This is a genomic window from Streptomyces sp. TLI_55 (assembly GCF_900206255.1).
Taxonomy (GTDB): Bacteria; Actinomycetota; Actinomycetes; order Streptomycetales; family Streptomycetaceae; genus Streptomyces; species Streptomyces aquilus.
In genome coordinates this window covers 6,659,998-6,685,320 of sequence record NZ_OAOJ01000001.1, presented here as the reverse complement: position 1 = coordinate 6,685,320, position 25,323 = coordinate 6,659,998, and the positions used below count along the sequence as shown (strand labels likewise).

Sequence of the window (25,323 nt, the reverse complement as noted above, 5' to 3'; positions counted from 1 at the left end):
GTCAGCCTTCGTCGTCCGTGGCCAGCCCCGCCGCCGCCTCGTGCATCGCCAGTTCGAGGAGCGCCGGATCGGTCAGGGTGCCGGAGCCGTCCGGCGGAACCAGCCAGCGGACCCCGCCGGTGGAGCGTCCGGGATACGGCACGACGATCCAGGTGCCCGCACCGGCCGTGCGGATCCCGGTGCCGACCCAGCGCGCGGCGGTGCCGGGCGGCACCAGGAACCCCATCCGCGCGTCGCCGAAGTCGACCAGCACCGGGCCGGGCTGGTCGATGATGCGGGTGAGGACGTCGAGCGTGGGATAGCCGAGCTCGCCCGGCAGGATGAGCACGTCCCAGGCCTTGCCGGCGGGCAGCAACGCGACCCCGAGGGGGTTGCGTTCCCACTCCCAGCGGCAGGCCTCGGGATCCGGAGCCACCGATGCCAGCCACTCGACCGCCGTCTTCGCCCCAGTCATGTGGGGACCTCCCTTTCCTCCGTGGACGCGGAGCGCGTCACGAGGGAGAGGGGGGTCCTGGGCAGGCATTACGCGGGTTTCGGCACTTTGTTGAAGTGAACCGGGCCGCACCCTGAATGCGCCCCCGCACGAGCGTGGGTCAGCTGTCGAAGCCCAGCCCCAGCCGGTCCATGGTCTTCAGCCACAGGTTGCGCCGGCCGCCGTGCGAGTCCGCCCGCGCCAGCGACCACTTGGTCAGCGCGATGCCGGTCCAGGCGAACGGCTCGGGCGGGAACGGCAGCGGCTTCTTGCGGACCATCTCCAGGGAGGTCCGCTCGGTGGTCTCCCCCGCCAGCAGGTCCAGCATCACGTCCGCGCCGAACCGGGTCGCGCCGACACCGAGGCCCGTATAGCCCGCCGCGTAGGCGACGTTGCCGTGGTGGGCGGTGCCGAAGAAGGCCGAGAAGCGCGAGCAGGTGTCGATCGCGCCGCCCCATGCGTGCGTGAAGCGGACGCTCTCCAGCTGCGGGAAGCAGGTGAAGAAGTGGTCGGCGAGCTTGGCGTAGGTCTCCGGCCGGTCGTCGTACTCGGCGCGGACGCGACCGCCGTACTGGTAGACGGCGTCGTAACCGCCCCACAGGATCCGGTTGTCGGCCGAGAGCCGGAAGTAGTGGAACTGGTTGGCCGAGTCACCGAGGCCCTGCCGGTTCTGCCAGCCGATCTCCTTGAGCTGCTCGTCGCTGAGCGGCTCGGTCATCAGCGCGTAGTCGTAGACCGGGACGGTGTACGAGCGCACGCGCTTGACCAGGTTGGGGAAGATGTTGGTGCCGAGCGCGACCTTGCGGGCCCGGACCGACCCGTAGGGGGTGCGTACGGCCATGCCGGCGCCGTACGGCTTGAGGGTCAGGGCGGGGGTGTGCTCGTAGACGCGGACGCCGAGCTGCACACAGGCCCGCTTCAGGCCCCAGGCGAGTTTCGCCGGGTTGAGCATGGCGACGCCCCGGCGGTCGTACAGCCCCGCCTGGAACGTCGGCGAGTCGACCTGCTCCCGGACCGCCTCCGCGTCCAGGAACTCCACGCCCTCGGCGAGGCCCTGGCGCTGCATCTCCTCGTACCAGTCGCGCAGTTCCCACGCCTGGTACGTCTCGGTGGCGACGTCGATCTCGCCGGTGCGCTCGAAGTCGCAGTCGAGGGAGTAGCGGGCGACCGCCTTCTCGATCTCGTCGAGGTTGCGGGCGCCCAGCTCCTCCAGTTTGTGGATCTCGTCCGGCCAGCGGGTCAGCCCGTTGCCCAGACCGTGGGTGAGGGAGGCGGCGCAGAAGCCGCCGTTGCGGCCCGAGGCGGCCCAGCCCACCTCGCGGCCCTCCAGCAGGACCACGTCCCGCTGCGGGTCGCGCTCCTTGGCGAGGAGCGCGGTCCACAGTCCGCTGTAGCCGCCGCCGACGACCAGCAGGTCGCAGGTCTCGGGGCCGGTGAGGGCGGGCTCGGGGTGGGGCTTGCCGGGGTCGTCCAGCCAGTACGGGACCGGCTGGGCTTCGGAAAGTGCCTTGATCGAATGACTGCCACGGCTCATGGCTCTTGGGGCCATGATTTCAACTCCCTACAGGGGTGATGCGGTAAAGGCTTATGCCTTTTGCTTGTTGCGGCGATTGGTGATGACCATAGAGGTCAGGACCAGCAGTACGGCGACCAGGAACATGGCCGTACCGATCACATTGATCTGAACGGGCGTACCGCGCTGTGCCGAGCCCCAGACGAACATGGGGAACGTGACGGTCGAGCCCGCGTTGAAATTGGTGATGATGAAATCGTCGAAGGAGAGCGCGAAGGCGAGCAGCGCGCCCGCCGCGATTCCGGGGGCGGCGATCGGCAGGGTGACCCGGACGAAGGTCTGGAACGGGCCGGCGTAGAGGTCCTGGGCCGCCTGCTCGAGACGCGGGTCCATCGACATCACGCGTGCCTTCACCGCCGTCACGACGAAGCTCAGGCAGAACATGATGTGGGCGATGAGAATCGTCCAGAAGCCCAGCTGCGCGCCCATGTTGAGGAACAGGGTGAGCAGCGAGGCGGCCATGACGACCTCGGGCATCGCCATCGGCAGGAAGATCAGCGAGTTCACGGCGCCGCGGGCGCGGAACCGGTAGCGGACCAGGGCGAAGGCGATCATCGTGCCGAGGACGGTGGCGCCGATCGTCGCGAACGCCGCGATCTGGAGGCTGATCGACAGCGAGCCGCACATGCCGGCGACACCGCACGGGTCCTTCCACGCGTCGGTGGAGAACTGCTGCCATTCGTAGTTGAAGCGCCCCTTCGGTTTGTTGAAGGAGAACACCGTGACGACGACGTTCGGCAGCAGCAGATAACCGAGGGTGAGAAGTCCCGCGATGACGACGAAATTACGCTTGAGCCAGTTGACGAAGGCCATTTAAACCAGATCCTCCGTCCCGGACTTGCGGATGTAGACGGTGACCATCACGAGAATGGCGGCCATGAGGATGAAGGAAAGTGCCGCCGCCGTCGGGTAGTCCAGAATGCGCAGGAACTGCGACTGGATGACGTTTCCGACCATGCGGGTGTCCGTGGAGCCGAGCAGATCGGCGTTGACGTAGTCACCGGCCGCCGGGATGAACGTCAGCAGCGTGCCGGAGACGACGCCCGGCATCGACAGCGGGAAGGTCACCTTGCGGAACGTGGTGACCGGCTTGGCGTACAGGTCGCCGGCGGCCTCGTGGAGGCGGGTGTCGATGCGCTCCAGCGAGGTGTACAGCGGCAGGATCATGAACGGCAGGAAGTTGTACGTCAGACCGCAGACCACCGCCAGCGGGGTGGCCAGCACCCGGTCGCCGGTCGTCCAGCCGAGCCAGCTCGTGACGTCCAGGACGTGCAGCGAGTTCAGGGCGCCGACGACCGGGCCGCCGTCCGCGAGGATCGTCTTCCAGGCGAGGGTGCGGATCAGGAAGCTGGTGAAGAACGGCGCGATCACCAGGATCATGATCAGGTTCCGCCAGCGGCCCGCCCGGAAGGCGATGAGGTACGCGAGCGGGTAGCCGAGGACCAGGCAGAGGATCGTCGCCGAACCCGCGTAGAGGATCGAGCGCAGGTACTGCGGCCAGTACTCGGACAGCGCGTCCCAGTAGGTGGCGAAGTGCCAGGTGACCTTGTAGCCCTCCTCCAGGGAGCCCGTCTGCACGGACGTGGAGGCCTGGTAGACCATCGGCAGCGCGAAGAAGACGATCAGCCAGAGCATGCCGGGCAGCAGCAGCCAGTACGGCACGAGCCGGCCGCGCTTGCGCGGGGGCTTCTTCTCCGGTGCGGTCGGGGAGAGAGGCGGCGGCGCCTCGGTGAGGGTCGCCATCAGACCGCCGCCTCTTCCTGGATTCCCGCGTCGATGTCCTGGGCGGCGTCGAGGCCGAAGGTGTGGGCCGGACTCCAGTGCAGGACGACGTCGGCGCCGGGCGCGAGCCGGGAGTCGCGCTCGATGTTCTGGACGTAGACCTCGAACTCGGGGCAGACCGCGCTGTCGATGACGTACTGCGTGGAGACGCCGATGAAACTGCTGTGGGCGATCGTGCCCGTGATGCGGTTGCGGCCCTCGGGGATCTCGCCCGCGTCGTCGGCGTGGGTGAGGGAGATCTTCTCCGGGCGGACGCCGACCAGCACCTTGCCGCCGGTCGTGGTGGGCGCGGAACATCGCGACTCGGGCAGCACCAGCTTGCCGCCGCCGGCCTTCAGCACGATGTCGTCGCCGTTCTTCGTGTCGACCTCGGCCTCGATGAGGTTGGAGGTGCCGAGGAAGTTGGCGACGAAGGTGGTGTGCGGGTTCTCGTACAGGTCGCTCGGCGAACCGAGCTGCTCCACGCGCCCCGCGTTCATCACGGCGACCGTGTCGGCCATGGTCATGGCCTCCTCCTGGTCGTGTGTGACATGCACGAAGGTGATGCCGACCTCGGTCTGGATGCGCTTGAGCTCCAGCTGCATCTGGCGGCGCAGCTTGAGGTCGAGGGCGCCGAGGGGCTCGTCGAGGAGGAGCACCTTGGGGTGGTTGATCAGGGCACGGGCGACGGCGACGCGCTGCTGCTGGCCGCCGGAGAGCTGGTGCGGCTTCTTGCGCGCCTGCTCGCCGAGCTGGACGAGCTCCAGCATGTCCTCGACCTGTTTCTTCACCGACTTGATGCCACGCCGGCGCAGACCGAAGGCGACGTTCTCGAAGATGTCGAGGTGCGGGAAGAGGGCGTACGACTGGAAGACGGTGTTCACCGGCCGCTTGTAGGGCGGCAGATGGGTGACCTCCTGGTCGCCGAGGAACACGGTGCCGGTCGTCGGCTCCTCCAGGCCCGCGATCATCCGCAGGGTGGTGGTCTTGCCGCAGCCGGAGGCACCGAGCAGGGCGAAGAAGGAGCCCTGCGGCACGGTCAGGTCCAGCGGCTGTACGGCCGTGAAGCCGTTGTCGTACGTCTTGCTGATGCCCGAGAGGCGGACGTCCCCGCCGGTTTCGTTCTTGTTCGTCACGGTGGTCACGCCCCAGTCAGCTTCGCGAACTTCTGCTCGAACTCGGTCTCTTCCTTCGAGCTCAGCGAGCGGAAGGCGTGAGACTTCGCGGCCATGGCCTTGTCCGGGATGATCAGCGGGTTGTTCGCCGCATCCGGGTCGATCTTCGCCAGCTCGGCCTTCACCCCGTCGACCGGCGACACGTAGTTGATGTACGCGGCGAGTTCGGCGGCCGGCTTCGGCTCGTAGTAGAAGTCGATGAGCCGCTCGGCGTTCGTCTTGTGCCGGGCCTTGTTCGGGATCAGGAAGTTGTCGGTCGACGTCATGTATCCGCTGTCCGGGATGATGAAGTCGATGTCCGGGCTGTCGGCCTTCAGCTGTACGACGTCGCCGGCCCAGGCGATACAGGCCGCGAAGTCGCCGCTGGTCAGGTCGGAGGTGTAGTCGTTGCCGGTGAAGCGGCGGATCTGGCCCTTGTCGACGGCCTTCTGCATCCGGGCGATCGCCGCGTCGTAGTCGTCGGCGGTGAAGTTCGCCGGGTCCTTGCCCATGTCGAGCAGGGTCATGCCGACGCTGTCGCGCATCTCGGAGAGGAAGCCGACGCGCCCCTTGAGCTTGGGGTTGTCGAGCAGGTCGGAGACCGACTTCACCTCGACGCCGTCCAGCGCCTTCTTGTTGTAGGCGATGACGGTCGAGATGCCCTGCCAGACGTACGAGTACGCGCGTCCCGGGTCCCAGTCGGGGTCGCGGAACTGAGCCGACAGGTTGGCGTAGGCGTGCGGCAGGTTGGAGGCGTCCAGTTTCTGGACCCAGCCGAGGCGGATGAGCCGGGCCGCGAGCCAGTCGGTGAGGACGATGATGTCGCGGCCGGTGTCCTGGCCCGCCGCGAGCTGCGGCTTGATCTTGCCGAAGAACTCGACGTTGTCGTTGATGTCCTCGGTGTACTTGACCGAGATACCGGTCCGCTTCTTGAACTGGTCGAGCGTGGGGTGGTGCTTCTCGCTCTCGTCCACGTCGATGTACTCGGTCCAGTTGGAGAAGTTGACGACCTTCTCCTTGGCCGAGTGGTCCTCTGCGGAGACGCCGCCCTGGGTGTTGCCGGCCGCGGGGATGCCGCAGCTGGTCAGCGCCCCGAGGCCGCCGACCGCGAGCGCGCCGCCCGCGGAGGCGCGCAGCAGGGACCGCCGGGTCATGGCGGCCCGGCCATTGCGGAAGCTGCGCCGTATGGCGGCCACCTGGGCCGGGCTCAGGCGGTCGGGCTCGTACTGCTCCATGCGCGTGGTGCCCTTTCGGAGGGTCGGCCGCGGGTCGGGCGGCCTGATTCAGCTATCGGTCCCCGAAGATCGTGCGGTGCCAGTCCTTCCTGGCCACCGCCGTATTGTCGAACATGACGTGCTTGATCTGGGTGTACTCCTCGAACGAGTACGAGGACATGTCCTTGCCGAAGCCGGACGCCTTGTAGCCGCCGTGGGGCATCTCGCTGATGATCGGGATGTGGTCGTTGACCCACACGCACCCGGCCTTGATCTCGCGGGTCGCGCGGTTCGCCCGGTAGACGTCCCGGCTCCAGGCGGAGGCCGCGAGTCCGTACGGGGTGTCGTTGGCGAGCGCGATCCCCTCGTCGTCGCTGTCGAAGGGCAGGACGACCAGGACCGGCCCGAACAGCTCGGACTGGACGATCTCGCTGTCCTGGGCGGCGTCGGCGACGAGCGTGGGCCGGTAGTAGGCGCCCTTGGCGAGCTCCCCTTCCGGTGCCTCGCCGCCGGTCACCACGCGCGCGTAGGCGCGCGCACGGTCGACGAAGGCGGCGACCCGGTCCCGTTGGACGTGCGAGATGAGCGGGCCGAGGTCGGTGCCGGCGGCGAAGGGGTCCCCCAGCCGCACGGTCTCCATGAGGGCGGCCGTCTTCTCGACGAACGCCTCGTACAGGGGCCGCTGCACGTACGCGCGCGTGGCGGCGGTGCAGTCCTGGCCGGTGTTGATGAGCGCGCCGGCGACCGCGCCGTTGACGGCGGCGTCGAGGTCGGCGTCGTCGAAGACGACGAAGGGCGCCTTGCCGCCGAGCTCCAGGTGGATGCGCTTGACGGTCGCGGTGGCGATCTCGGCGACCCGCTTGCCGACGGCCGTGGACCCGGTGAAGGAGGTCATGGCGACGTCGGGGTGGCCCACGAGATGCTCGCCGGCCTCCTTGCCCGTCCCGGTGACGATGTTGATGACACCGTCGGGGATGCCGGCGTCGGTGGCCGCCTGCGCGAACAGCAGCGAGGTCAGGGGCGTGAGCTCGGCGGGCTTGAGGACGATGGTGTTACCGGCGGCGACGGCCGGAAGGATCTTCCAGGCGGCCATCTGCAGCGGATAGTTCCAGGGCGCGATGGACCCGACGACACCGATGGGTTCGCGGCGGACGTACGACGTGTGGTCCCCGGAGTATTCGCCCGCGGACTGCCCCTGAAGGTGCCGTGCGGCACCGGCGAAGAAGGCGGTGTTGTCGATGGTCCCCGGCACGTCGAACTCACGCGTCAGCTTCAGCGGCTTGCCGCACTGGAGCGACTCCGCGCGGGCGAATTCCTCGGCCCGCTCGGCGAGGACGGCGGCGAAGCGGTGCAGGGCGTCGGAGCGCTCGCCGGGGGTGGTGGCCGCCCAGCCGGGGAACGCCGCACGGGCGGCGGCGACGGCCGCGTCCACGTCCGCCGGGCCGGCCAGCTCGTACGTATACACCTCCTCGCCGGTCGACGGGTCGACGACCGCGTGCGTACGTCCGGAGGTGCCCTTGGCCAGCCGGCCCGCGATGAACTGCGCACCGTCCGCGAGGCGCTCCTGCGCGGCGAACCGCTCGGGATGGTCCGGGGTGGCGTTGCCCGGGTTGTGCATGTCGCTCTCCTCCGCCGCCGGCCCGTGTTCACAGGCGGTGGGCGTAGCTCCAGCTCGATTTGAGTGCCGATCCTGACAGAGCAAATGCCGTCCAACAAGTGATTCCGTTGTTGCCTTTTGGTTACGCGACGGAATCTGTCGACCAGGTGTCGAGCGAGGGAGGAAAAGGGAGGACGGAGTGTCAGTGGCGCCTGCCAGACTCGCATGCATGACGAAGATCGATTCTCGGGACGCGCTGGTCAGCGCGGTCGCGGCGGGGGCGAGGGTCAAGTACCTGCACTTCTGGGGACACCGGCCGTTGCCCGACGGCCGGATCGGCGCGAGCTGTCTGAGCCAGTGGTGGCCGTCACCGTTCGTGGTGGACGGGGTGACGTATGAGACGGCCGAGCACTGGATGATGGCCGGCAAGGCGCGGCTGTTCGGCGACGCGGAGGCGGAGCGGCGGGTGCTGGCCGCCGGGCATCCGTCCGTGGCGAAGAAAGAAGGGCGGCTGGTCCGGGGCTTCGACGAGGAGATGTGGCAGCGCGAGCGCTTCGGGATCGTCGTCGAGGGCAGCGTCCACAAGTTCGCGTCGGACGCCCGGCTGCGGGAGTTCCTGCTGAGCACCGGGGAGCGGGTGCTGGTGGAGGCCAGCCCGGTGGACCGGGTGTGGGGCATCGGCCTGGCGGCGACGGACGAGGCGGCGTCGGATCCGGCGCGGTGGCGGGGGCCGAACCTGCTGGGGTTCGCGTTGATGGAGGCGCGGGGGCGGTTGCGGGCCGGGGCGGATGACGGTGCCGGTGGCGGTGCCGGTCAGCCTGACTAGCTAGGTCACTAGGAGAAGGACGAGCATCCCCACGCCCAGCACGATCCCCGCGGCTCCGCAGATGATCCCGGCCAGGGCCTGACCGGCGTTGGTGGCCATGCCCTTGCTCGCCTTGCCGCGGCCGATCGAGCCGAAGATCACGCCGAGGACGCCGAGGACGATGGCCACCGGCCACAGGCAGAACACGATCGCCGAGAGGATGCCGAGCACGAGCCCGGCGGTACCCATGCCGTTGGCGGGCAACGGCTGCATGCCGGGCCAGCCGTAGTAGCCCTGGGGCTGGCCCGGGTAACCCTGGGCTTGTCCCGGATAACCCTGGGCCTGCGCCGGGTAACCCTGCGGCTGACCGGGGTATCCGTAGCCGCTGCCCGGATAGCCGTAGGGCACCTGCCCGGGGCCTTCGGGGGCGATGGGGGGTGGCGGCACGGCGGCGTCGAGAACGTAGGGGGGCGGGCCGGCGGGGCCGGTCGGAGGTGCGAAGGGGTTCGGCGGGGTTGCGGCGGACGGTGAGGTGAAGGGGACGGGGGCAGGGCCGCTGGGTGGGGCGAAGGGGTTGGTGGGGCTGTTCGCGGCGGTGCTCGGGCCGGTCGGCGGGGCGAAGGGGTTGGCGGCCCCGCTCGCCGGGTCGGCCGGGGGTGCGAAGGGGGCGGCCTCGGCATTCGCCGTACCGTTCCCCGGTGCGGCGAAGGGGTTGGCCCAGGGCTGTGACACGGACGGGCCGTTCCCCGGTGCCGCCGTGGGCACAGGCGTCGCCCCCGTCCCGTCCACCCCCGGCATCGACGTGACCGTCCGCTGGTCGTGGACCGACGGAGGCGGCCAGGACAGCGGGTCGTCGGACACGAGGGTGCCGCCAGGGCCGTCCGCGTCGGCCGGCTCCCCCGCCGGCACCCCGGACGCATCCCCCGCCAACGGCACGTCCTCCCCGAACACCGTCGGCATCGCCTCCGCGTCACGGGTCGGCGACGCCCATGTGTCCCGGGGCGGCGGCGCGATCGCCTCACCCGCAGGCCGCGGCGGCGCCCAAGGGTCCCGCCCGGCATCCGGCTCCGGGCCCGCCCCGGACGTCTCCCCCGTCGCGTCCGGCTTGCCCAGGCTCACCTCGGGAGGCGGCGGAGTCGGCCCGTCCCGGGACGGGTCCGGGGTCTGCGCCTCGTCGGGCATGCGTGGGTTCCCCTCGGTTCGGATGCCCCGTCATGCTACGGCCAGGGCATCTCTCCCACGGGGGCGGCCTACGATGATCCCCGAGTCACCGATCAGCCGATCACCCGCGCCCCGCCGTATCCGGCCGAGGGCGCCGTTCCGGGGAGGAACCTTGACCGACCGCCTTGTCGACCCCAGCATCCCGCGCGACCTGCACGCGTTCATCGCCGCGCTGCCCAAGGCCGAACTGCACGTCCACCACGTGGGCTCCGCCTCCCCCCGGATCGTCTCGGAACTGGCCGCGCGGCACGGCGACTCCAAGGTCCCCAGCGACCTGGAGGCCCTCGCCGACTACTTCACCTTCACGGACTTCGCCCACTTCATCGAGGTGTACCTGTCCGTCGTCGACCTGATCCGCACGCCGGAGGACGTACGTCTGCTGACGTACGAGGTGGCCCGCGATCTGGCCCGGCAGCAGGTCCGCTACGCCGAGCTGACCATCACGCCGTACTCCTCGACCCGCCGCGGCATCGACGAGAAGGCGTTCATGGAGGCGATCGAGGACGCCCGCAAGGCGGCGGAAGCCGACTTCGGGACCGTACTGCGCTGGTGCTTCGACATCCCCGGCGAGGCGGGTCTCGTCTCCGCCGAGGAGACGGTGCGGCTCGCCACCGACGACCGCTTCCGCCCCGAGGGCCTGGTCTCCTTCGGGCTCGGCGGCCCCGAGATCGGCGTACCGCGCCCGCAGTTCAAGCCGTACTTCGACCGCGCGATCGCGGCCGGCCTGCACTCCGTCCCGCACGCCGGTGAGACGACCGGCCCGGAGACGGTGTGGGACGCCCTCACCCACCTCCGCGCCGAGCGCATCGGGCACGGCACCAACTCCTTCCAGGACCCGAAGCTCCTCGCCCACCTCGCCGAGGAGCGGATCCCGCTGGAGGTGTGCCCGACCTCCAACATCGCCACCCGCGCGGTACGCACGCTCGACGAGCACCCGATCAAGGAATTCGTGAAGGCCGGGATCGTCGTCACGATCAACTCCGACGACCCGCCCATGTTCGGCACCGACCTCAACAACGAGTACGCGGTGGCCGCCCGCCTCCTCGACCTCGACGAGCGAGGCCTGGCCGACCTGGCGAAGAACGCGGTCGACGCCTCCTTCCTCGACGAGCCGGGCAAGGCTCGGATCAAGGACGAGATCGACACGTACACCGAGGCGTGGCTCGCCCCCTGAGCCGACCGCACCGCACCGGTACCCCGCCTCGACCACCACAATGGGCCCATGCACAAGCTGACGGCAGTGGCCCATCGAGGCGACCCCTATCGCGTCCGTGAGAACACGCTCGACTCCCTGCGTTCCGCGCTCGACCTGGGCGCGGACGCCGTCGAGGTCGATGTACGCCTCACCAGGGACGGCGTCCCCGTGCTGCTGCACGACGCGACGCTGAAGCGGCTGTGGGAGCACGACCGGCCGCTGCTGTCCCTGTCGTCGGACGAGGTCCGCGGCCTCACGGACGGCAAGGTGCCGACCCTGCGGGAGGCGCTGGCCGCCACTGACGGCGCCCGGCTGATGCTCGACCTGCCCGGAACACCGGACGTGAAGGCGGCCCGCCGCGTCGTGGACGTCGTACGGGAAGCCGGCGCCGAGGACCGCGTCTACTACTGCGCCGGCGCCCCGGCCATGCTCGCCGTCCGCGCCGCCGACCCGGCCGCGGAGATCGCGCTGACCTGCACGTCCCTGGCCCCGCCGCGCGCCACGCTGGTGGACGCGGTCCGTCCCCGCTGGCTCAACTACCGCTTCCCGCTGGTCGACAAGGCCCTCGCCGAACGCGTCCACCGCGACGGCCTGCTGCTCTCGGTCTGGACCCCCGACACGGTCCGCTCGATGCGCCGCCTGATCGCCGCGGGCGTCGACTCGATCACGACGAACCGCATCGACGCCCTCTGCACCCTGCGCGACCTACACGCGTGAGCGTTGCGCCACCGTCGCCGGGCCGGCGGCGGTGTCGGTGGCGGTGGCGGTGGCGCCGGTCAGTGCCTCCAGCCGCTTGATCTTCTTCCGCAGGACGTACAGCGGTACGACCCCGAAGACCCCGAACGCCATGTCGATCACGCTCCACCAGAACGGGATGCCGCGGATCGGCCCGCAGATCAGCGCGAGCGGGACGATGCCGGCGCAGGCGATCATCCCGAACTCGACGACCCAGATGTTGCGGACCGGGTCGCGGTAGGGGCCGTAGAAGGCGACCGCGATGACGAGGTGGGCGAAGGCCAGCCAGTCGGTGCCGTAGAGGAGGAAGGGGTAGTCGGCGTCGGCGGTGTCGAGGCCCTGCCGGACCCGGGTGATCCAGTCCGTCAGGGCGTCGGGCGCGGGCACATGGGTCAGCAGTTCCTCGGTCCAGCGCAGTTCGTGGACGAGCGGGAAGGCCGTGGCGCCGCTGAGCACCAGGCAGATGACGAAGAGGACCAACCAGGCGCGGATGCCCTTGAGCAGGGCGGCTCTGTCGCTCATGTGAGGAGCGTACGCCTGGAGTTGAACATGTTCAAAAAGCGTTTCAGGGGGCTGCCCCGGGCGCGGACGGCGCGAAGGTCGGCACGGTCCCCGAAGGCACCGCGCTGGGTGAGGGCATGGGGGTCCCGGCCGGTTCCGACGGCACCGCGGAGTCGCTCGGCGGACTGCTCGCGGGAGGGGACGCGGGGACGCTCGCGGGCGGCGGCGCGAGCGGGACCGTGGGAGCGGCGGGAGCGCCGGAATCCGCCTGGCGCAGCGGCAGTACGACGAGAGCGGCGACCGCGCACACCAGTCCCGCCCCGGCGGCGGCCCGCAGCAGCTTGCGCCGGGCGGCGCCCCGGCGGATCGCCTCGTAGCGCCCGGGCGGCGGGCCGAGATAGTCGGCCGGGGGACGCAGAATCACGGCGATCGGGTCGTCGAAGCCGGCGTGGACGTAGGAGTCGAAGCCGGCATGCACGTCGGAGTCGAAGTCCGGGCCGTCGTCAGCTGGTGTGATCAAGACTCCTCCTCAGGTGGGCGCGGAGCAGTTCGCGGGCCGCGTGGAGGTCGGCCTTGACGGTTCCTTCCTTGCGTCCGGTCAGCAGCGCCACCTCCCGGACGGGCATGTCGGCGTAGTAGTGCAGGAGGATCGGGACCCGCAGGCGTTCCGGCAGCGACTGGACGAGCAACCGTACCGAGGGGTCCGCCGGTTCGGACCGGGGCCCGAGCTCCGCCTCCGTGGCCACCCGGCGCACGGCCCGGCGCTCGCGCTCCAGCTTGCGCCAGTGGTCGCGGACGAGGTTGGCCGTGGTGACGTAGAGAAAGCCCTGCGGTTCCTCCACCGCGGTCCAGCGCGCCCACAGTCTGGTGAACGCCTCCGAGGCGAGCTCGTGGGCCGTCTCGTCGTCGTCGACCAGCCGACGGCACCAGCCGGCGAGGCGCGGATAGAGCGCGGCGAACAGCTCGGACGCCGCCTTCTCTCGGGACCGTTTCAACGTTCTCCAGTGGGTGGGGGGTTCATGGGTGAAGACCCCGAACCGTCGGCACGCGTTCCGACGGGGCGGGATCCGGCGGTCCCGGTCAGCGACCGGTGGCGCTCACCGCGGCGAAGACGATCACGTTGTCGGCGTATCCGTCGCCGGTCCGCGGGCCCCCGCAGGTGATGAGACGCAGCTCGGGCCGGTCGACGTCGCCGTACACCTCGTCGGTCGGGAATTCGGCCTTGGCGACGGTCCGTACGGCGGTGACGGCGAAGGCGGCCGAGGTGCCGTCCTTCAGCGTCGCCGTGATCCGGTCGCCGCGGCGCAGTGCCGCGAGGTGCCGGAAGACGCCGTCGCCATAGGAGCCGACCGTGACATGGCCGAGGATCACCGACGGTCCGGTCCGACCCGGCACCGGCGAGTGTTCGTACCAGCCGGCCCGGTCGTGCGCCGTGATCGGCGGCACCTGGACGGTGCCGTCGGGGGCGAGGCCCAGCCGGAGGAGCGGGGTGTCGACCCCGATGGCCGGTATCCGCAGCCGGACCGGCACCGAACGCCCGCTCCGCGCGGCCGGCTTGCCGGCGGGTGCCGAGGTGGCGGCAGGTGTCGAGGTGCCCGAGGTGCGGACTCCCGTCCCGGCTCCCGGACCGCCGCAGCCCACGAGCAGCGCGGCCGGGGCCGCGAGCGCGAAGGCGCGCCGCGAGAGCGGACTCACGCCCCGCTCGCCCGCCGACGCCGTACGACGAAGGCGGCGCCGCCACCGAGGACGACCGCCGCGGCGGCACCGCCACCGACGAGACCGGCCTTGCCGTCCGAGGACGAGGACGGGGCCGTCACTCCGGTGTCGGGCGCCCCGCTGGGCACGACGGAGACCTGGGCGCCGGGCGCCTCACTCGGAACGGCGGTCGGCTCGGGGCTGGGCGCGGTGGTCGGTGCGGCGCTCGGCTCCGTGCTGGGCTCGCCGGGTGCGCTGGGGACGGGACTCGGCGTCGCGTCGGCGAAGGCGGGCGCCGCGCCGGTCAGCACGGCCGCACAGACAAGTGCCGCTACGCCCAGGACAGTTGTACGCATGGATGACTCCCCTTGCTCGGTCCGTCCGCCCGTCGGTCGGGCGGGGTGACGGATCGAGCGGAGAGACGAGACAGCGGCGGGGCGCGTTGTAAAGAGATGGCAAAGTCGCCGGGGCGTGATCGCGGGACCTACAGCCCCACGATCGCGTTCCACCTCTTCGAGAACTCCACCCGTTCCGTGGACGTGATGTCGCGAGCGATCACCAGCCGCCGGCGCATCTCGTCGTCGGGGAAGATCAGCGTGTTCTCGGCCAGTGCGGCCGTCTCCTCGTCCTTGGCGGAGGCGAGGACGTCCCGCGCGGCCGGCACCGGGCAGACGTAGTTGACCCAGGCGGCGAGTTCCGCGGCGGCCTCGGGGTCGTAGTAGTGGTCGATCAGCCACTCGGCGTTGGCCTTGTGGCTCGCGCGGTCGGGGATCATCAGGGAGTCCGACCAGAGTTCGGCGCCCTCCTCGGGGACGACGAAGCGGATGTCGGGGTTGTCGGCCTGGAGCTGGATGACGTCGCCGGAGTACGCCTGACAGGCGAGGACGTCGCCGCTGACGAGGTCCTTGGTGTAGTCGTTGCCGGTGAAGCGGCGGATCTGGCCGCTGTGCACGTACTTCTCGACCTGGTCGCAGACGGTGTGGAAGTCGTCGGCGGTCCACTTCCTGATGTCCACGCCGTTGCCCTGCATCAGCAGCGCGAACGCCTCGTCGAGGCCGGACAGCAGGGTCACCCTGCCCCTGAGGTCGCGGTCCCACAGCTCGGAGACGTGCCGTATCTCGCGGCCGAGGCGGCGGCGGTCGTAGGCGATGCCGGTGATGCCCGACTGCCAGGGGACGGTGTGCCTGCGGCCCGGGTCGAAGGCGGGTGAACGCAGCAGCGGGTCGAGGTACTTGGTGACGTTCGGCTGATGGGTGCGGTCCATCTCCTGGACCCAGCCGAGGCGGACGAAGCGCGCACACATCCAGTCGCTCATGACGATGAGGTCGCGGTCGGTCGACTGGTGGTTCATCAGTGCGGGGCTGATCTTGCCGAAGAACTCGTCGTTGTCGTTGATCTCCTCGACGTAGTCGACGGAGATGCCGGTCTCCTTCTCGAACGCCTCCAGCGTCGGCCGCTTCGTCGTGTCGTCGTCGTCCGTGTCGATGTACAGCGGCCAGTTCGCCCAGCTCAGCCGCTTGTCGGTGGCGGAACGGTCGGGAACCGCGCGATCCGCGGCGGACACGTACGCGGCAGGCACACCGCACCCGGCGAGGGCGCCCAGCGCCGCGGTACCGCCGAGGGCGCGCAGCAGGGAACGGCGGGTGGGCCGGGGCGTGCGCAGTGGGAGGGACATCCCGGCAGCATGCCGCGCCCGGCCGCACCCGAACAATCGACGCTGCGTCGAGCCGTGCCGGACGCAGCGGACACCTTGTCGATCAACGCGTGATCGACCGACTGCGCACGAATACGATCCCGGGCGCCCCGGAGCCGATCAGCCGCGGCCGGACGGAGCCGATCAGCCGCGGGCCAGCGCGATCCCGGGCGGGCGGAGCCGACCATAAGGACTTCGACCCGGCGTCGAAGTCGTACGAGAAGGCGCTGAAGTCCTGCGCCCCGATCCTGGAGAAGGCAGGCATCACCTTCCCGGACCCGGCGGACCTGCCCTCGCTCCCGCCCCCGGGCAAGCCGGAAGAGCCGGGCGAGGAACTCCCGTCCCCGCACAGGCAGGCAGGCAGTGACGGCGTAGGCCAAGGAGGAGGGGGGAACGGGCGGCCCCGGACGGTACTTGATCCGTCCGGGGCCGCCACCGTCGTAGGAACTACGCGTCCTTGCAGGGACTACGTGTCGTCGTACGGACTACGCGTCCAGGGACGTCATCACGTGCTTGATCCGCGTGTAGTCCTCGAACCCGTACCCCGAAAGGTCCTTGCCGTACCCGGACTTCTTGAAGCCGCCGTGCGGCATCTCCGCGACCAGCGGGATGTGCGTGTTGATCCACACGCACCCGAAGTCCAGCTTCTTGGACATCCGCATCGCACGCCCGTGGTCCTTGGTCCACACGGACGAAGCCAGCGCGTACTCCACGCCGTTGGCCCACTCGACGGCCTGGTCCTCGTCGGAGAAGGACTGGACGGTGATGACCGGCCCGAAGACCTCGTTCTGGATGATCTCGTCGTCCTGCTTCAGCCCGGACACGACGGTCGGCGCGTAGAAGTAGCCCTTCTCACCGACCTGGTGGCCACCTGCCTCGACCTTGGCGTGGGCGGGCAGCCGCTCGATGAAGCCGGAGACCTGCTTGAGCTGGTTGGGGTTGTTGAGGGGGCCGAACAGCACGTCCTCGTCGTCCGGCTGACCGGTCTTGGTGTCGGCGGCGGCCTTCGCGAGCGCCGCCACGAACTCGTCGTGGATGGAGGACTGCACCAGCACGCGCGTGGCCGCCGTACAGTCCTGGCCCGCGTTGAAGAAGCCCGCCACGGAGATGTCCTCGACGGCCTTGGCGATGTCGGTGTCCTCGAAGACGACGACCGGCGCCTTGCCGCCCAGCTCCAGGTGGACCCGCTTGAGGTCCTTGGACGCGGACTCGGCGACCGACATGCCGGCGCGCACGGACCCGGTGATGGAGGCCATCGCGGGGATCGGGTGCTCGACCATGAGGCGGCCGGTGTCACGGTCACCGGTCACGACGTTGAAGACGCCCTTGGGCAGGATCGACCCGATGATCTCGGCGATGAGGACGGTCGAGGCCGGGGTGGTGTCGGACGGCTTCAGCACGACCGTGTTGCCCGCGGCGAGCGCCGGCGCGAACTTCCACACGGCCATCATCATCGGGTAGTTCCACGGCGCGACCTGGGCGCAGACGCCGACCGGCTCACGGCGGATGATCGAGGTCATCCCCTCCATGTACTCGCCGGCCGAGCGGCCCTCCAGCATCCGCGCGGCACCCGCGAAGAACCGGATCTGGTCCACCATCGGCGGGATCTCCTCGGACCGCGTGAGCCCGATCGGCTTGCCGGTGTTCTCGACCTCGGCGGCGATGAGGTCCTCGGCCCGCTCCTCGAACGCGTCCGCGATCTTCAGGAGGGCCTTCTGGCGCTCGGCGGGGGTCGTGTCGCGCCAGGCGGGGAAGGCACGCGCGGCGGCCTCCATCGCGGCGTCGATGTCGGCCTGCCCGGACAGCGGTGCGGTCGCGTACGCCTCGCCCGTAGCGGGGTTGACGACGTTCGTGGTGCGTCCGTCGGCGGCGTCCCGGAACTCACCGTCGATGTAGTTGCGCAGACGACGCAGCTCGGTGCTCACTGCCGGCCTCCTGTGTCGGGTCGAACTGTCCATTGGTTGAGACACCCACCCTAATCGGCCTGCCCACGTTTTCAACACCCCCACTCCCGCCGATTCTGCGAAATCCGCAGGTCTCAGACACGTAAACAACGAATTTCATCGCGACGGCCTTGCGGAAGTGTCGATACGTCGTGCACAGTGAGCTCGTGGCCAGTCGAAGCACAGACCCCAGGGACTCACGGGTCGTCCGCGAGTCCAGGAACGGCACTCCTCATCTGGATGCCGTGTCCCTCGCCATCATCGAGCAGCTCCAGGAGGACGGCCGCCGGCCGTACGCCGCGATCGGCAAGGCCGTCGGCCTGTCGGAGGCGGCCGTGCGCCAGCGCGTCCAGAAGCTGCTCGACCAGGGCGTGATGCAGATCGTCGCCGTCACGGACCCGCTCACCGTGGGCTTCCGCCGGCAGGCGATGGTCGGCATTCATGTCGAGGGCGACGTCGAGTCCGTGGCCGACGCACTGACCTCCATGGCCGAGTGCGAGTACGTGGTGATGACCGCGGGCTCCTTCGACCTGATGGTGGAGATCGTCTGCGAGGACGACGACCACCTCCTGGAGGTCATCAACCGACGTATCCGCGCCATCCCCGGCGTGCGCTCCACCGAGAGCTTCGTTTACCTGAAGCTCAAGAAGCAGACCTACATGTGGGGAACCCGATAACCCGTGAGGACCCGATAACCGTGAGCACCAAGGACCTCAGCCAGACCGCGTACGACCACCTGTGGATGCACTTCACCCGCATGTCCTCGTACGAGAAGTCACCCGTCCCCACCATCGTCCGGGGCGAGGGCACCTACATCTACGACGACAAGGGCAAGCGCTACCTCGACGGTCTCGCGGGTCTGTTCGTGGTCCAGGCCGGTCACGGCCGCACGGAGCTCGCCGAGACCGCCTTCAAGCAGGCGCAGGAGCTGGCGTTCTTCCCGGTGTGGTCCTACGCCCACCCGAAGGCCGTCGAGCTGGCCGAGCGCCTCGCGCACCACGCGCCCGGCGACCTCAACAAGGTCTTCTTCACCACCGGTGGCGGCGAGGCGGTCGAGACCGCCTGGAAGCTGGCCAAGCAGTACTTCAAGCTGGTCGGCAAGCCCACCAAGTACAAGGTCATCTCCCGCGCGGTCGCCTACCACGGCACCCCGCAGGGCGCCCTGTCCATCACCGGCCTGCCCGGCCTGAAGGCCCCCTTCGAGCCGCTGGTCCCCGGCGCGCACAAGGTGCCGAACACCAACATCTACCGCGCCCCGATCTTCGGCGACGACCCCGAGGCCTACGGCCGCTGGGCCGCCGACCAGATCGAGCAGCAGATCCTCTTCGAGGGCCCCGACACGGTCGCCGCGGTCTTCCTGGAGCCGGTCCAGAACGCGGGCGGCTGCTTCCCGCCCCCGCCCGGCTACTTCCAGCGCGTGCGCGAGATCTGCGACAAGTACGACGTGCTGCTGGTGTCGGACGAGGTCATCTGCGCCTTCGGCCGCCTGGGCACCATGTTCGCCTGCGACAAGTTCGACTACGTCCCGGACATGATCACCTGCGCCAAGGGCATGACCTCGGGCTACTCCCCGATCGGCGCCTGCATCATCTCCGACCGGCTGGCCGAGCCGTTCTACAAGGGCGACAACACCTTCCTGCACGGCTACACCTTCGGCGGCCACCCGGTCTCCGCAGCGGTGGGCCTCGCCAACCTCGACCTGTTCGAGCGCGAGAACCTCAACCAGCACGTCCTGGACAACGAGGGCGCGTTCCGCTCGACGCTGGAGAAGCTGCACGACCTGCCGATCGTCGGCGACGTCCGCGGCAACGGCTTCTTCTACGGCATCGAGCTGGTGAAGGACAAGGCCACGAAGGAGTCCTTCAACGACGAGGAGACCGAGCGCGTGCTCTACGGCTTCCTCTCCAAGGCCCTCTTCGACAACGGCCTGTACTGCCGCGCCGACGACCGTGGTGACCCGGTCGTCCAGCTCGCCCCGCCGCTGATCTCCGACCAGGGGACCTTCGACGAGATCGAGCAGATCCTGCGCGCCACGCTCACCGAGGCGTGGACGAAGCTGTAGCCCACGGCGGTTCAGCAGTTTGTACGGCCCGGGGTGCACCCGTCCGAGTGACAGGGGCGCACCCCGGGCCGCGTGCTGTCCGGGGTTCCGGCCCCGGCTCCCTAGCGTGCCCTGTAACCGATCGGCCCTGTCTTCGTTCCCCCGCTCGGGGGATCAACGGCCGGGAAAACGGATCAGATACGAGGTGTACGCCCATGGAGGCCCCGCCCGACAACGACGTGCTCTGGGCCCGCGCCCTGCACTTCACGCACCCCGACGGCTCACCCGCGCTCGGCGGCGTCTCGCTCGGCGTCCGCGAGGGCGAGATCCTCGCCGTGAGCGGCCCGCGCGGCAGCGGCAAGACGACGCTGCTCAGCTGCCTGTCGGGGCTGCTCCCGGCGCAACGCGGCGAGGTCTGGTTCAACAGCGTGCCCGTGCACACGATGGGTCCGATGACCCGTGAGCGCCTGCGCCGCGACCGTTTCGGCTGGATCGACCCGGCCCCGGTCCTGGTCCCCGAGCTGAACGTCTGGGAGAACGCCGCCCTGCCCCTGATGCTGCGCGGCACCAGCCGCCGCCGGGCCAAGGTGGCCGCCCTGGAGTGGCTGGAGCGCCTCGACATCGGCGACAGATCCCGCAACCGCCCGCACGAACTGACCCAGCCGGAACGCCAACGCGCCTGCATCGCCAGGGCGTTGGCACCGGCCCCGACCGTCCTGTTCGCGGACGAGCCCACAGCGCCCCTCCACCGCGCGGACCGCGCTCATGTCCTGCGCACTCTCACCACCGCGGCCCGCTCGCACGGCATCACGGTGGTCCTGGCGACCCACGACGCGGAGACGGCGGCGCTCGCCGACCGCACGGTCTCGCTGCTGGACGGCCGCCGGGTGAACACGGTCCACCTTCCCCCGGTCCAGGAAACGCAACCGGCAGGCCAGGGGGCCGCGTGCTCGCTCTCCGTCTGACCCGCGGCGCCCACCCGGCCGTCCACCTCCGCCGCCTCCTCGTCTCGACGGCCGCGGCCGGCACCGGCTTCCTCTTCCTCTGCACCCTCGGCTACGCGATGGCCCACCAGGACGACCCGCGCGGCTCCCTCCTCCGCCTGGCCTGGTGCCTGACCCCGCTGGCCACCACGGTCTACTTCGCCCTGGCCGTGGCCCGCACCGACCCCGGCACCCGCCCCCGCCCCGGCCTGGCCGCGATCGGCCTGGGCCCGGCCCGCCTGATGGCCGTGACGGCAGCGACAACAGCCCTGTCCTGCCTGCTCGGTTCGATGGTGGCCCTGCTCGTCTTCCTCCACCTCCGAGGCGACCTGACGGGCATGCCCTTCGACGGCGCGGGAGCGGATTTCCTGGCCCAGGACGAACCACTGCCCTTGCCGGCCGCCCTGACCCTGCTGGGGTTGGTGCCGGTGATCTCCTCCCTGACGGTCGCATTGGCGATGCGCCCACGGGACGACAGACCGAAGGGGACGGGGAGGACGTACGGAAGGTTCGGGGCACGAGGCACGGCGGTAGCCAGGGAGACGTTCGGTTCCTACGGCCGTTTCCGTGCCCGTAGCCAAGTCGCACAGTCTGCGGGCAGTCGTGCCGGTGGGGCGGCACCCGGCACGAAGAAAGACGGCACCCCGCAAGCGCGGGCAAGCGAAACGCCCCCCACAGCACCCCCCACGGACCCCAGCCCGCTCAGCACCCTCCCCCCAACGCCCCAAGAGGCACCCAAAGGCCTCCCCTGGGGCATCGCGGTACTCGCCGCAGGCCTGGCCGTAGAGGCCTACGCGGGCAAAACCCACACCACCCCCCTCCCCGGCGGCCTCACCGGCGGAGCCCCCGGCACACTCATCGGCTGGCTCCTCACCGCAGCAGGCCTCGCACTCGCCGGCCCCGGCCTCACCCACCTCTGCGGCCGCCTCCTCCAGTCCGCCCACCCCGGCGCCCTCCGCCTCCTCGCCGGCCGCGTCCTCATGGCGGAAGCCACCCGCATCGGCCGCCCCCTCGGCGTGGTCTGCGCGGTCGCGTCCGGCACGTACGCCATGACGACGCTCCACGACACGGCGAGCACCCCGGAGATCGGCCCCCTCACCACCCTCGGCCTGCTCCTGGTCACCGGCTGCACCCTCGCCACGCTCGCCACCGCGGCCGTGGAGGCGAAGCACGCCCGCGCCGACACCACCGCCGCCCTCCTCCGCCTGGGCGCCCCCGCGACGATGCTCCGCAGCGCGGCGGCCCTGCGCGCGGGCGCGGTCCTGGCCCTGTTCGGCCCGCTCACCCTGATCGTGGCGGAGCTGGCGGCACTCCCCCTCACGCGCTGAAAAACTCGTACGAAAAAATCTCCGGGCGCCGATGAGTTCCTGATCCGCCCCCGGTCTACCCACCGAACAGCACACACCCCGATGGGAGAGACCACGATGAGCGCGACGTCCTACCAGCAGATGATCTTCATCAACCTGCCCGTGAACGACCTGGACGCCTCCAAGAAGTTCTTCACGGAGCTCGGCTACTCGATCAACCCCCAGTTCAGCGACGAGAACGCCGCGTCGGTCGTGATCAGCGACACCATCGTCACGATGCTGCTCACCAAGTCCTTCTACGCCACCTTCACCGACAAGGAGATCGCGGACGCCACGAAGACCAGCGAGGTGCTGGTCTGTCTGAGCGCCGAGAGCCGCGCGAAGGTGGACGAGCTGGTGGACAAGGCCGTCGCCGCGGGCGGCACCGCCTCGCCGAAGATCCAGGACATGGGCTTCATGTACGGCCGCGCCTTCGACGACCTCGACGGCCACACCTGGGAGGTCGTGTGGATGGACCCGGCCGCGGTCCAGGGCTGAACCGCCCTCGTAGAACGCCGTGTCTAGCATGGGCGGGTGCAGACGATGCCCGCCCATGCGGCCCACCACGACGACCGTGAGATCGAGACCCTCGACGAGTTCGACGCGACGGTATCGGCCCGCGGCACCCTCGCCGGCTTCCGTGTCCAGGCCGTCGATCTGACAGACCGCACAAGGGAGTTGCTCGCCACGGACACCACGGGCGCGATATTCCTCGGCTGCCCGATGCGGGACGACGCCGCCGCCAAGGTCCGCGCGGACGGCGCGCTGGTCTTCCCGCCCGTGCCGGGTCTGCCCTTCGACCCGTACCGGGGTCTGCTCTACGCGCCGGACGAGCTCTTCGCCGGCCTCGACAAGGGCTACGAGGGGACGCTGGACGCCCGCGCGTACGCCTGGTTCCAGCAGACCAAGGCCGACGGCGACATATTCGCCTCGATGCTCCGCTCGATCCACGACGACGCCGTCTCCGACGCCCTCGACGAACTCCTGCGCGGGACCCGGGTGGTGGGCGTCATGGGCGGCCACGCGATGGCCCGTGGCACGGAGGCGTACGCCGGTGCCGCCCGGCTCGGCCGGGAGCTGACCCGGTCCGGCCTCACCGTCGCCACCGGCGGCGGCCCCGGCGCGATGGAGGCGGCGAACCTCGGCGCGTACGCCGCCCCGTACGACGACGAGATGCTCACCGAGGCCCTCCGACTCCTCGCCAAGGCACCGAAGTTCACCCCGTCGATCACGGACTGGGCGGCCGCCGCCTTCGAGGTGCGGGCACGCTGGCCGAAGGGCGGCACGTCCGTCGGCATCCCGACCTGGTTCTACGGCCATGAGCCGCCGAACCCGTTCGCGTCGCACATCGCCAAGTACTTCGCCAACGCCACCCGCGAGGACGGCCTGTTGGCCCGCTCGAACGCGGGCGTCGTGTTCCTGCCGGGCGCCGCCGGGACCGTACAGGAGATCTTCGACAACGCCACGCCCAACTACTACGAGTCGCGCGGCGAACCGACGCCGATGGTGCTCGTCGACCGGGCGCACTGGACCGAGCGGCTGCCGACCTGGCCCCTGCTGACGGCACTTGCGCGGGAACGCTCCATGGAGTCGCGAATCGCCCTGGTTGACCGAATAGAGGAGGCTCCGGCGGCGTTGAAACGTCTCGGTGGTTAATAAGCAGGTAAAGCCAATGCCAGCGATGCGCTTACGCGTTGACACTACTTACGCCACACTTATAAACCTGTGAGCCTCTTGGGGATGGTGTTGTCGCATCCCGTGATGTTCCGTCACCACCCCGCCCACCCCCCGCAATTGCGCCTCCCGTAAGGACAAACGTGGCAGTTCTGTCCATATCTCGCCGTACCGTCGCCCGTTCCGCGCGTGTCCTCGGTGTCGCCACCGCAACCGCCGCGCTCGCGCTCGGTGCCGCCGGCAACGCGCTGGCGTGCAACATCAAGGAATTCTCCGCCGAAGCCAAGTGCGACGGCGACAAGGGTGTCATCACCGTCACCGACGTCGACAAGTCCGGCGTCGAGGCCACCGTCTCCGTGTACCTGGTGGAGAACAACGCCGACGTCCGCATGGTCGGCGAGAAGACGGTGAAGGGCTCCAAGGAGGGCACCACCATCACCTTCGACGAGGCCTGGCAGCCCAACGCGGAGTACCGCGTCCACGTGGTCGCCCTGCCCTACATCCAGGGTGACAACATCAGCCCGAACCTGACGACCCCGGCCACGGCCTGCAAGACCGAGGACGAGACCCCGACCCCGACGGCCACGCCGTCGCCGTCGGAGTCCACCCCGGCCGAGGAGGAGTCCGACAGCCCCACCCCGTCGGCCTCCGAGAGCAGCACCGCCCCCGCGGACACGTCGAGCAACGCCCCGACCCCCGCGGCCGGCAAGTCCAACCTCGCCGAGACCGGAGCCAACTCCAACACGGGCATGATCGCGGGCATCGCGATCGCGCTGGTCGCCATCGGCGGCGGCGCGGTCTTCTTCGGCCTGCGCCGCCGTGGAGCGAGCAGCAGCCGATAAGCACGGCACGCACAGCGGTGTGGCCCGTCCTCCGTCAGGGGACGGGCCACACCCATGTCGCCCGAGGCATCGAGACATCGAGGCATCGGGGCATCGGGGCATCACCCGAAGGTGGCCCGCTCCAGCCAGAACTCCAGCAGCTCCCGCTCGCCGAGCACCTCCAACCCCGGGCTGTCCAGCGGCAGTCGACGGTAGAAGGCGAGCATGACGGCGGTGAGCGGCCCCCTGAGCGCCACGGTCGCCTTCTCGTGCCCGCGCCGCCAGGCGATGAACTCCTCGCCCAGCTCGACGATCCACTCACCCGCGTCGTCGGTGGCATGCAGATGGATGCTCTTCCCCGGCCGCCGCAACTCCTTGGCGGCGTCGTGCGGTTGGGTCCGCTGCACGAACTCGACGATCTGGAGCCACTCGTCGATCGCGTCGGCGGCGATGTCCGGCGCGACCTCGTAGGGCAGCCCGGCGGCGAGGGTGGCGTCGGCGCGGTGGACGGTGAGCTCATGGGTCATCCGGCGGGCCCAGAAGCCCGCAGTGGGGATGCCGGCCCACGACCACACCGGGGCATCCGGGCCGGCCTCCCGCAGCGTGCCGACCAGCATCTCCCCGGTCTCCGCGAGCCACGCGTCCAGCGCAGCGGCGTCCATGGCCCCCTCGCCCGACGCCATCCGATCAGCGGGAACCGCCTCCTGCACCCGGATGCGCACCAGCGCCTCCACCCCGCGCAGGGCGCCCCCGGTGTGCCGCACGAGCTGTTCCAGCGTCCAGTCCGGGCAGGTCGGCACCGTCGCGGTCAGATCGGCACCGGAGGTCACCACCGTCCGGAGCAGGCCGACCTGGTGGGCGATCTCGTCGCAGTAGCGGTCATGCGGGAGCAGCGTCAT

At 70.1% G+C, this 25,323-nt stretch carries 26 protein-coding genes; 10 read left to right on the top strand and 16 right to left on the bottom strand.

Annotation, left to right across the window (positions count from 1 at the left end; translation table 11 throughout):
* Nucleotide 1: 1 nt before the first annotated feature.
* From CRP56_RS30960 to CRP56_RS30930, 7 genes are all read right to left on the bottom strand, one after another.
* Complete coding sequence (locus CRP56_RS30960) at nt 2-454, bottom strand: hypothetical protein (RefSeq protein WP_097269524.1); 453 nt, start codon at nt 452-454, stop codon at nt 2-4.
* A gap of 139 nt (nt 455-593) precedes the next feature.
* Nucleotides 594-2,021 carry an NAD(P)/FAD-dependent oxidoreductase gene (locus CRP56_RS30955; protein ID WP_097269523.1) on the bottom strand — a complete coding sequence of 476 codons (1,428 nt, stop codon included), beginning with the start codon at nt 2,019-2,021 and terminating at the stop codon, nt 594-596.
* A 36-nt stretch (nt 2,022-2,057) separates the two neighbouring features.
* Nucleotides 2,058-2,858, bottom strand: a complete 801-nt coding sequence (locus tag CRP56_RS30950) for an ABC transporter permease (RefSeq protein ID WP_097269522.1) — start codon at nt 2,856-2,858, stop codon at nt 2,058-2,060.
* Nucleotides 2,859-3,788 carry an ABC transporter permease gene (locus CRP56_RS30945; protein WP_097269519.1) on the bottom strand — a complete coding sequence of 310 codons (930 nt, stop codon included), beginning with the start codon at nt 3,786-3,788 and terminating at the stop codon, nt 2,859-2,861.
* Complete coding sequence (locus CRP56_RS30940) at nt 3,788-4,951, bottom strand: ABC transporter ATP-binding protein (protein ID WP_097269517.1); 1,164 nt, start codon at nt 4,949-4,951, stop codon at nt 3,788-3,790. Before CRP56_RS30940 ends, CRP56_RS30945 begins: the two co-directional genes overlap by 1 nt.
* A complete protein-coding gene (locus CRP56_RS30935) occupies nt 4,948-6,195 on the bottom strand; it encodes an ABC transporter substrate-binding protein (RefSeq protein WP_097269515.1) in 1,248 nt (415 codons plus the stop codon). The genes CRP56_RS30940 and CRP56_RS30935 overlap by 4 nt, the downstream gene beginning before the upstream one ends.
* 52 nt (nt 6,196-6,247) lie before the next feature.
* Nucleotides 6,248-7,792 (bottom strand): gamma-aminobutyraldehyde dehydrogenase, encoded by a 1,545-nt coding sequence (locus CRP56_RS30930; RefSeq protein ID WP_097269513.1) that lies wholly within the window; start codon nt 7,790-7,792, stop codon nt 6,248-6,250.
* A gap of 208 nt (nt 7,793-8,000) precedes the next feature.
* On the opposite strand from CRP56_RS30930, the gene CRP56_RS30925 reads away from it, so the two are divergent.
* A complete protein-coding gene (locus CRP56_RS30925; protein ID WP_097269511.1) occupies nt 8,001-8,597 on the top strand; it encodes an NADAR family protein in 597 nt (198 codons plus the stop codon).
* On the opposite strand, the gene CRP56_RS48555 is transcribed toward CRP56_RS30925, so the two are convergent.
* Nucleotides 8,598-9,758, bottom strand: coding sequence for a hypothetical protein (locus tag CRP56_RS48555; protein ID WP_257041259.1), 1,161 nt, complete (start codon nt 9,756-9,758; stop codon nt 8,598-8,600).
* Between the two features lie 151 nt (nt 9,759-9,909).
* On the opposite strand from CRP56_RS48555, the gene CRP56_RS30915 reads away from it, so the two are divergent.
* Nucleotides 9,910-10,971 (top strand): adenosine deaminase, encoded by a 1,062-nt coding sequence (locus CRP56_RS30915; RefSeq protein WP_101924599.1) that lies wholly within the window; start codon nt 9,910-9,912, stop codon nt 10,969-10,971.
* A gap of 48 nt (nt 10,972-11,019) precedes the next feature.
* A complete protein-coding gene (locus tag CRP56_RS30910) occupies nt 11,020-11,709 on the top strand; it encodes a glycerophosphodiester phosphodiesterase (RefSeq protein WP_097269509.1) in 690 nt (229 codons plus the stop codon).
* Here the strand turns inward: CRP56_RS30910 and CRP56_RS30905 are convergent.
* From CRP56_RS30905 to CRP56_RS30870, 7 genes are all read right to left on the bottom strand, one after another.
* Nucleotides 11,698-12,249 carry a hypothetical protein gene (locus tag CRP56_RS30905; protein ID WP_097269507.1) on the bottom strand — a complete coding sequence of 184 codons (552 nt, stop codon included), beginning with the start codon at nt 12,247-12,249 and terminating at the stop codon, nt 11,698-11,700. The genes CRP56_RS30910 and CRP56_RS30905 overlap by 12 nt on opposite strands.
* A 43-nt stretch (nt 12,250-12,292) precedes the next feature.
* Complete coding sequence (locus CRP56_RS30900; RefSeq protein ID WP_373559697.1) at nt 12,293-12,748, bottom strand: hypothetical protein; 456 nt, start codon at nt 12,746-12,748, stop codon at nt 12,293-12,295.
* The gene (locus tag CRP56_RS30895; protein ID WP_097269505.1) at nt 12,732-13,223 is read right to left on the bottom strand and encodes an RNA polymerase sigma factor; all 492 of its coding nucleotides are present in this window, start codon (nt 13,221-13,223) and stop codon (nt 12,732-12,734) included. Before CRP56_RS30895 ends, CRP56_RS30900 begins: the two co-directional genes overlap by 17 nt.
* Before the next feature lie 85 nt (nt 13,224-13,308).
* A complete protein-coding gene (locus tag CRP56_RS30890; protein ID WP_097269503.1) occupies nt 13,309-13,923 on the bottom strand; it encodes a class F sortase in 615 nt (204 codons plus the stop codon).
* Nucleotides 13,920-14,279, bottom strand: coding sequence for a Tat pathway signal sequence domain protein (locus tag CRP56_RS30885; protein WP_097269501.1), 360 nt, complete (start codon nt 14,277-14,279; stop codon nt 13,920-13,922). Before CRP56_RS30885 ends, CRP56_RS30890 begins: the two co-directional genes overlap by 4 nt.
* Before the next feature lie 128 nt (nt 14,280-14,407).
* Nucleotides 14,408-15,598 carry an ABC transporter substrate-binding protein gene (locus tag CRP56_RS30880; protein ID WP_097269499.1) on the bottom strand — a complete coding sequence of 397 codons (1,191 nt, stop codon included), beginning with the start codon at nt 15,596-15,598 and terminating at the stop codon, nt 14,408-14,410.
* Nucleotides 15,599-16,101: 503 nt separating this feature from the next.
* On the bottom strand, nt 16,102-17,541 hold the full coding sequence (locus CRP56_RS30870; RefSeq protein ID WP_097269495.1) for a gamma-aminobutyraldehyde dehydrogenase: 1,440 nt from the start codon (nt 17,539-17,541) through the stop codon (nt 16,102-16,104).
* Nucleotides 17,542-17,711: 170 nt separating this feature from the next.
* On the opposite strand from CRP56_RS30870, the gene CRP56_RS30865 reads away from it, so the two are divergent.
* The 7 genes from CRP56_RS30865 to CRP56_RS30835 all read left to right on the top strand — a co-directional run bounded on the left by CRP56_RS30865 (nt 17,712) and on the right by CRP56_RS30835 (nt 24,445).
* Nucleotides 17,712-18,236: an Lrp/AsnC family transcriptional regulator gene (locus CRP56_RS30865; protein ID WP_059198004.1), complete on the top strand. Its 525-nt coding sequence runs from the start codon at nt 17,712-17,714 to the stop codon at nt 18,234-18,236.
* A gap of 20 nt (nt 18,237-18,256) precedes the next feature.
* Complete coding sequence (locus CRP56_RS30860; RefSeq protein WP_097269493.1) at nt 18,257-19,621, top strand: aspartate aminotransferase family protein; 1,365 nt, start codon at nt 18,257-18,259, stop codon at nt 19,619-19,621.
* 194 nt (nt 19,622-19,815) lie between these two features.
* Nucleotides 19,816-20,565 (top strand): ABC transporter ATP-binding protein, encoded by a 750-nt coding sequence (locus CRP56_RS30855; RefSeq protein ID WP_097269491.1) that lies wholly within the window; start codon nt 19,816-19,818, stop codon nt 20,563-20,565.
* The gene (locus CRP56_RS30850; protein ID WP_097269489.1) at nt 20,547-21,911 is read left to right on the top strand and encodes a hypothetical protein; all 1,365 of its coding nucleotides are present in this window, start codon (nt 20,547-20,549) and stop codon (nt 21,909-21,911) included. Before CRP56_RS30855 ends, CRP56_RS30850 begins: the two co-directional genes overlap by 19 nt.
* A gap of 96 nt (nt 21,912-22,007) precedes the next feature.
* Entirely contained in the window at nt 22,008-22,427 is a 420-nt protein-coding gene (locus CRP56_RS30845) for a VOC family protein (protein WP_097269487.1), read from the top strand.
* 36 nt (nt 22,428-22,463) lie between these two features.
* Nucleotides 22,464-23,585, top strand: a complete 1,122-nt coding sequence (locus tag CRP56_RS30840; RefSeq protein ID WP_097269485.1) for an LOG family protein — start codon at nt 22,464-22,466, stop codon at nt 23,583-23,585.
* A gap of 161 nt (nt 23,586-23,746) precedes the next feature.
* Nucleotides 23,747-24,445 carry an LAETG motif-containing sortase-dependent surface protein gene (locus tag CRP56_RS30835; RefSeq protein ID WP_097269483.1) on the top strand — a complete coding sequence of 233 codons (699 nt, stop codon included), beginning with the start codon at nt 23,747-23,749 and terminating at the stop codon, nt 24,443-24,445.
* A 101-nt stretch (nt 24,446-24,546) separates the two neighbouring features.
* Here CRP56_RS30835 and CRP56_RS30830 read toward each other — a convergent pair whose 3' ends face one another.
* Nucleotides 24,547-25,323, bottom strand: coding sequence for a maleylpyruvate isomerase family mycothiol-dependent enzyme (locus CRP56_RS30830; protein ID WP_097269481.1), 777 nt, complete (start codon nt 25,321-25,323; stop codon nt 24,547-24,549).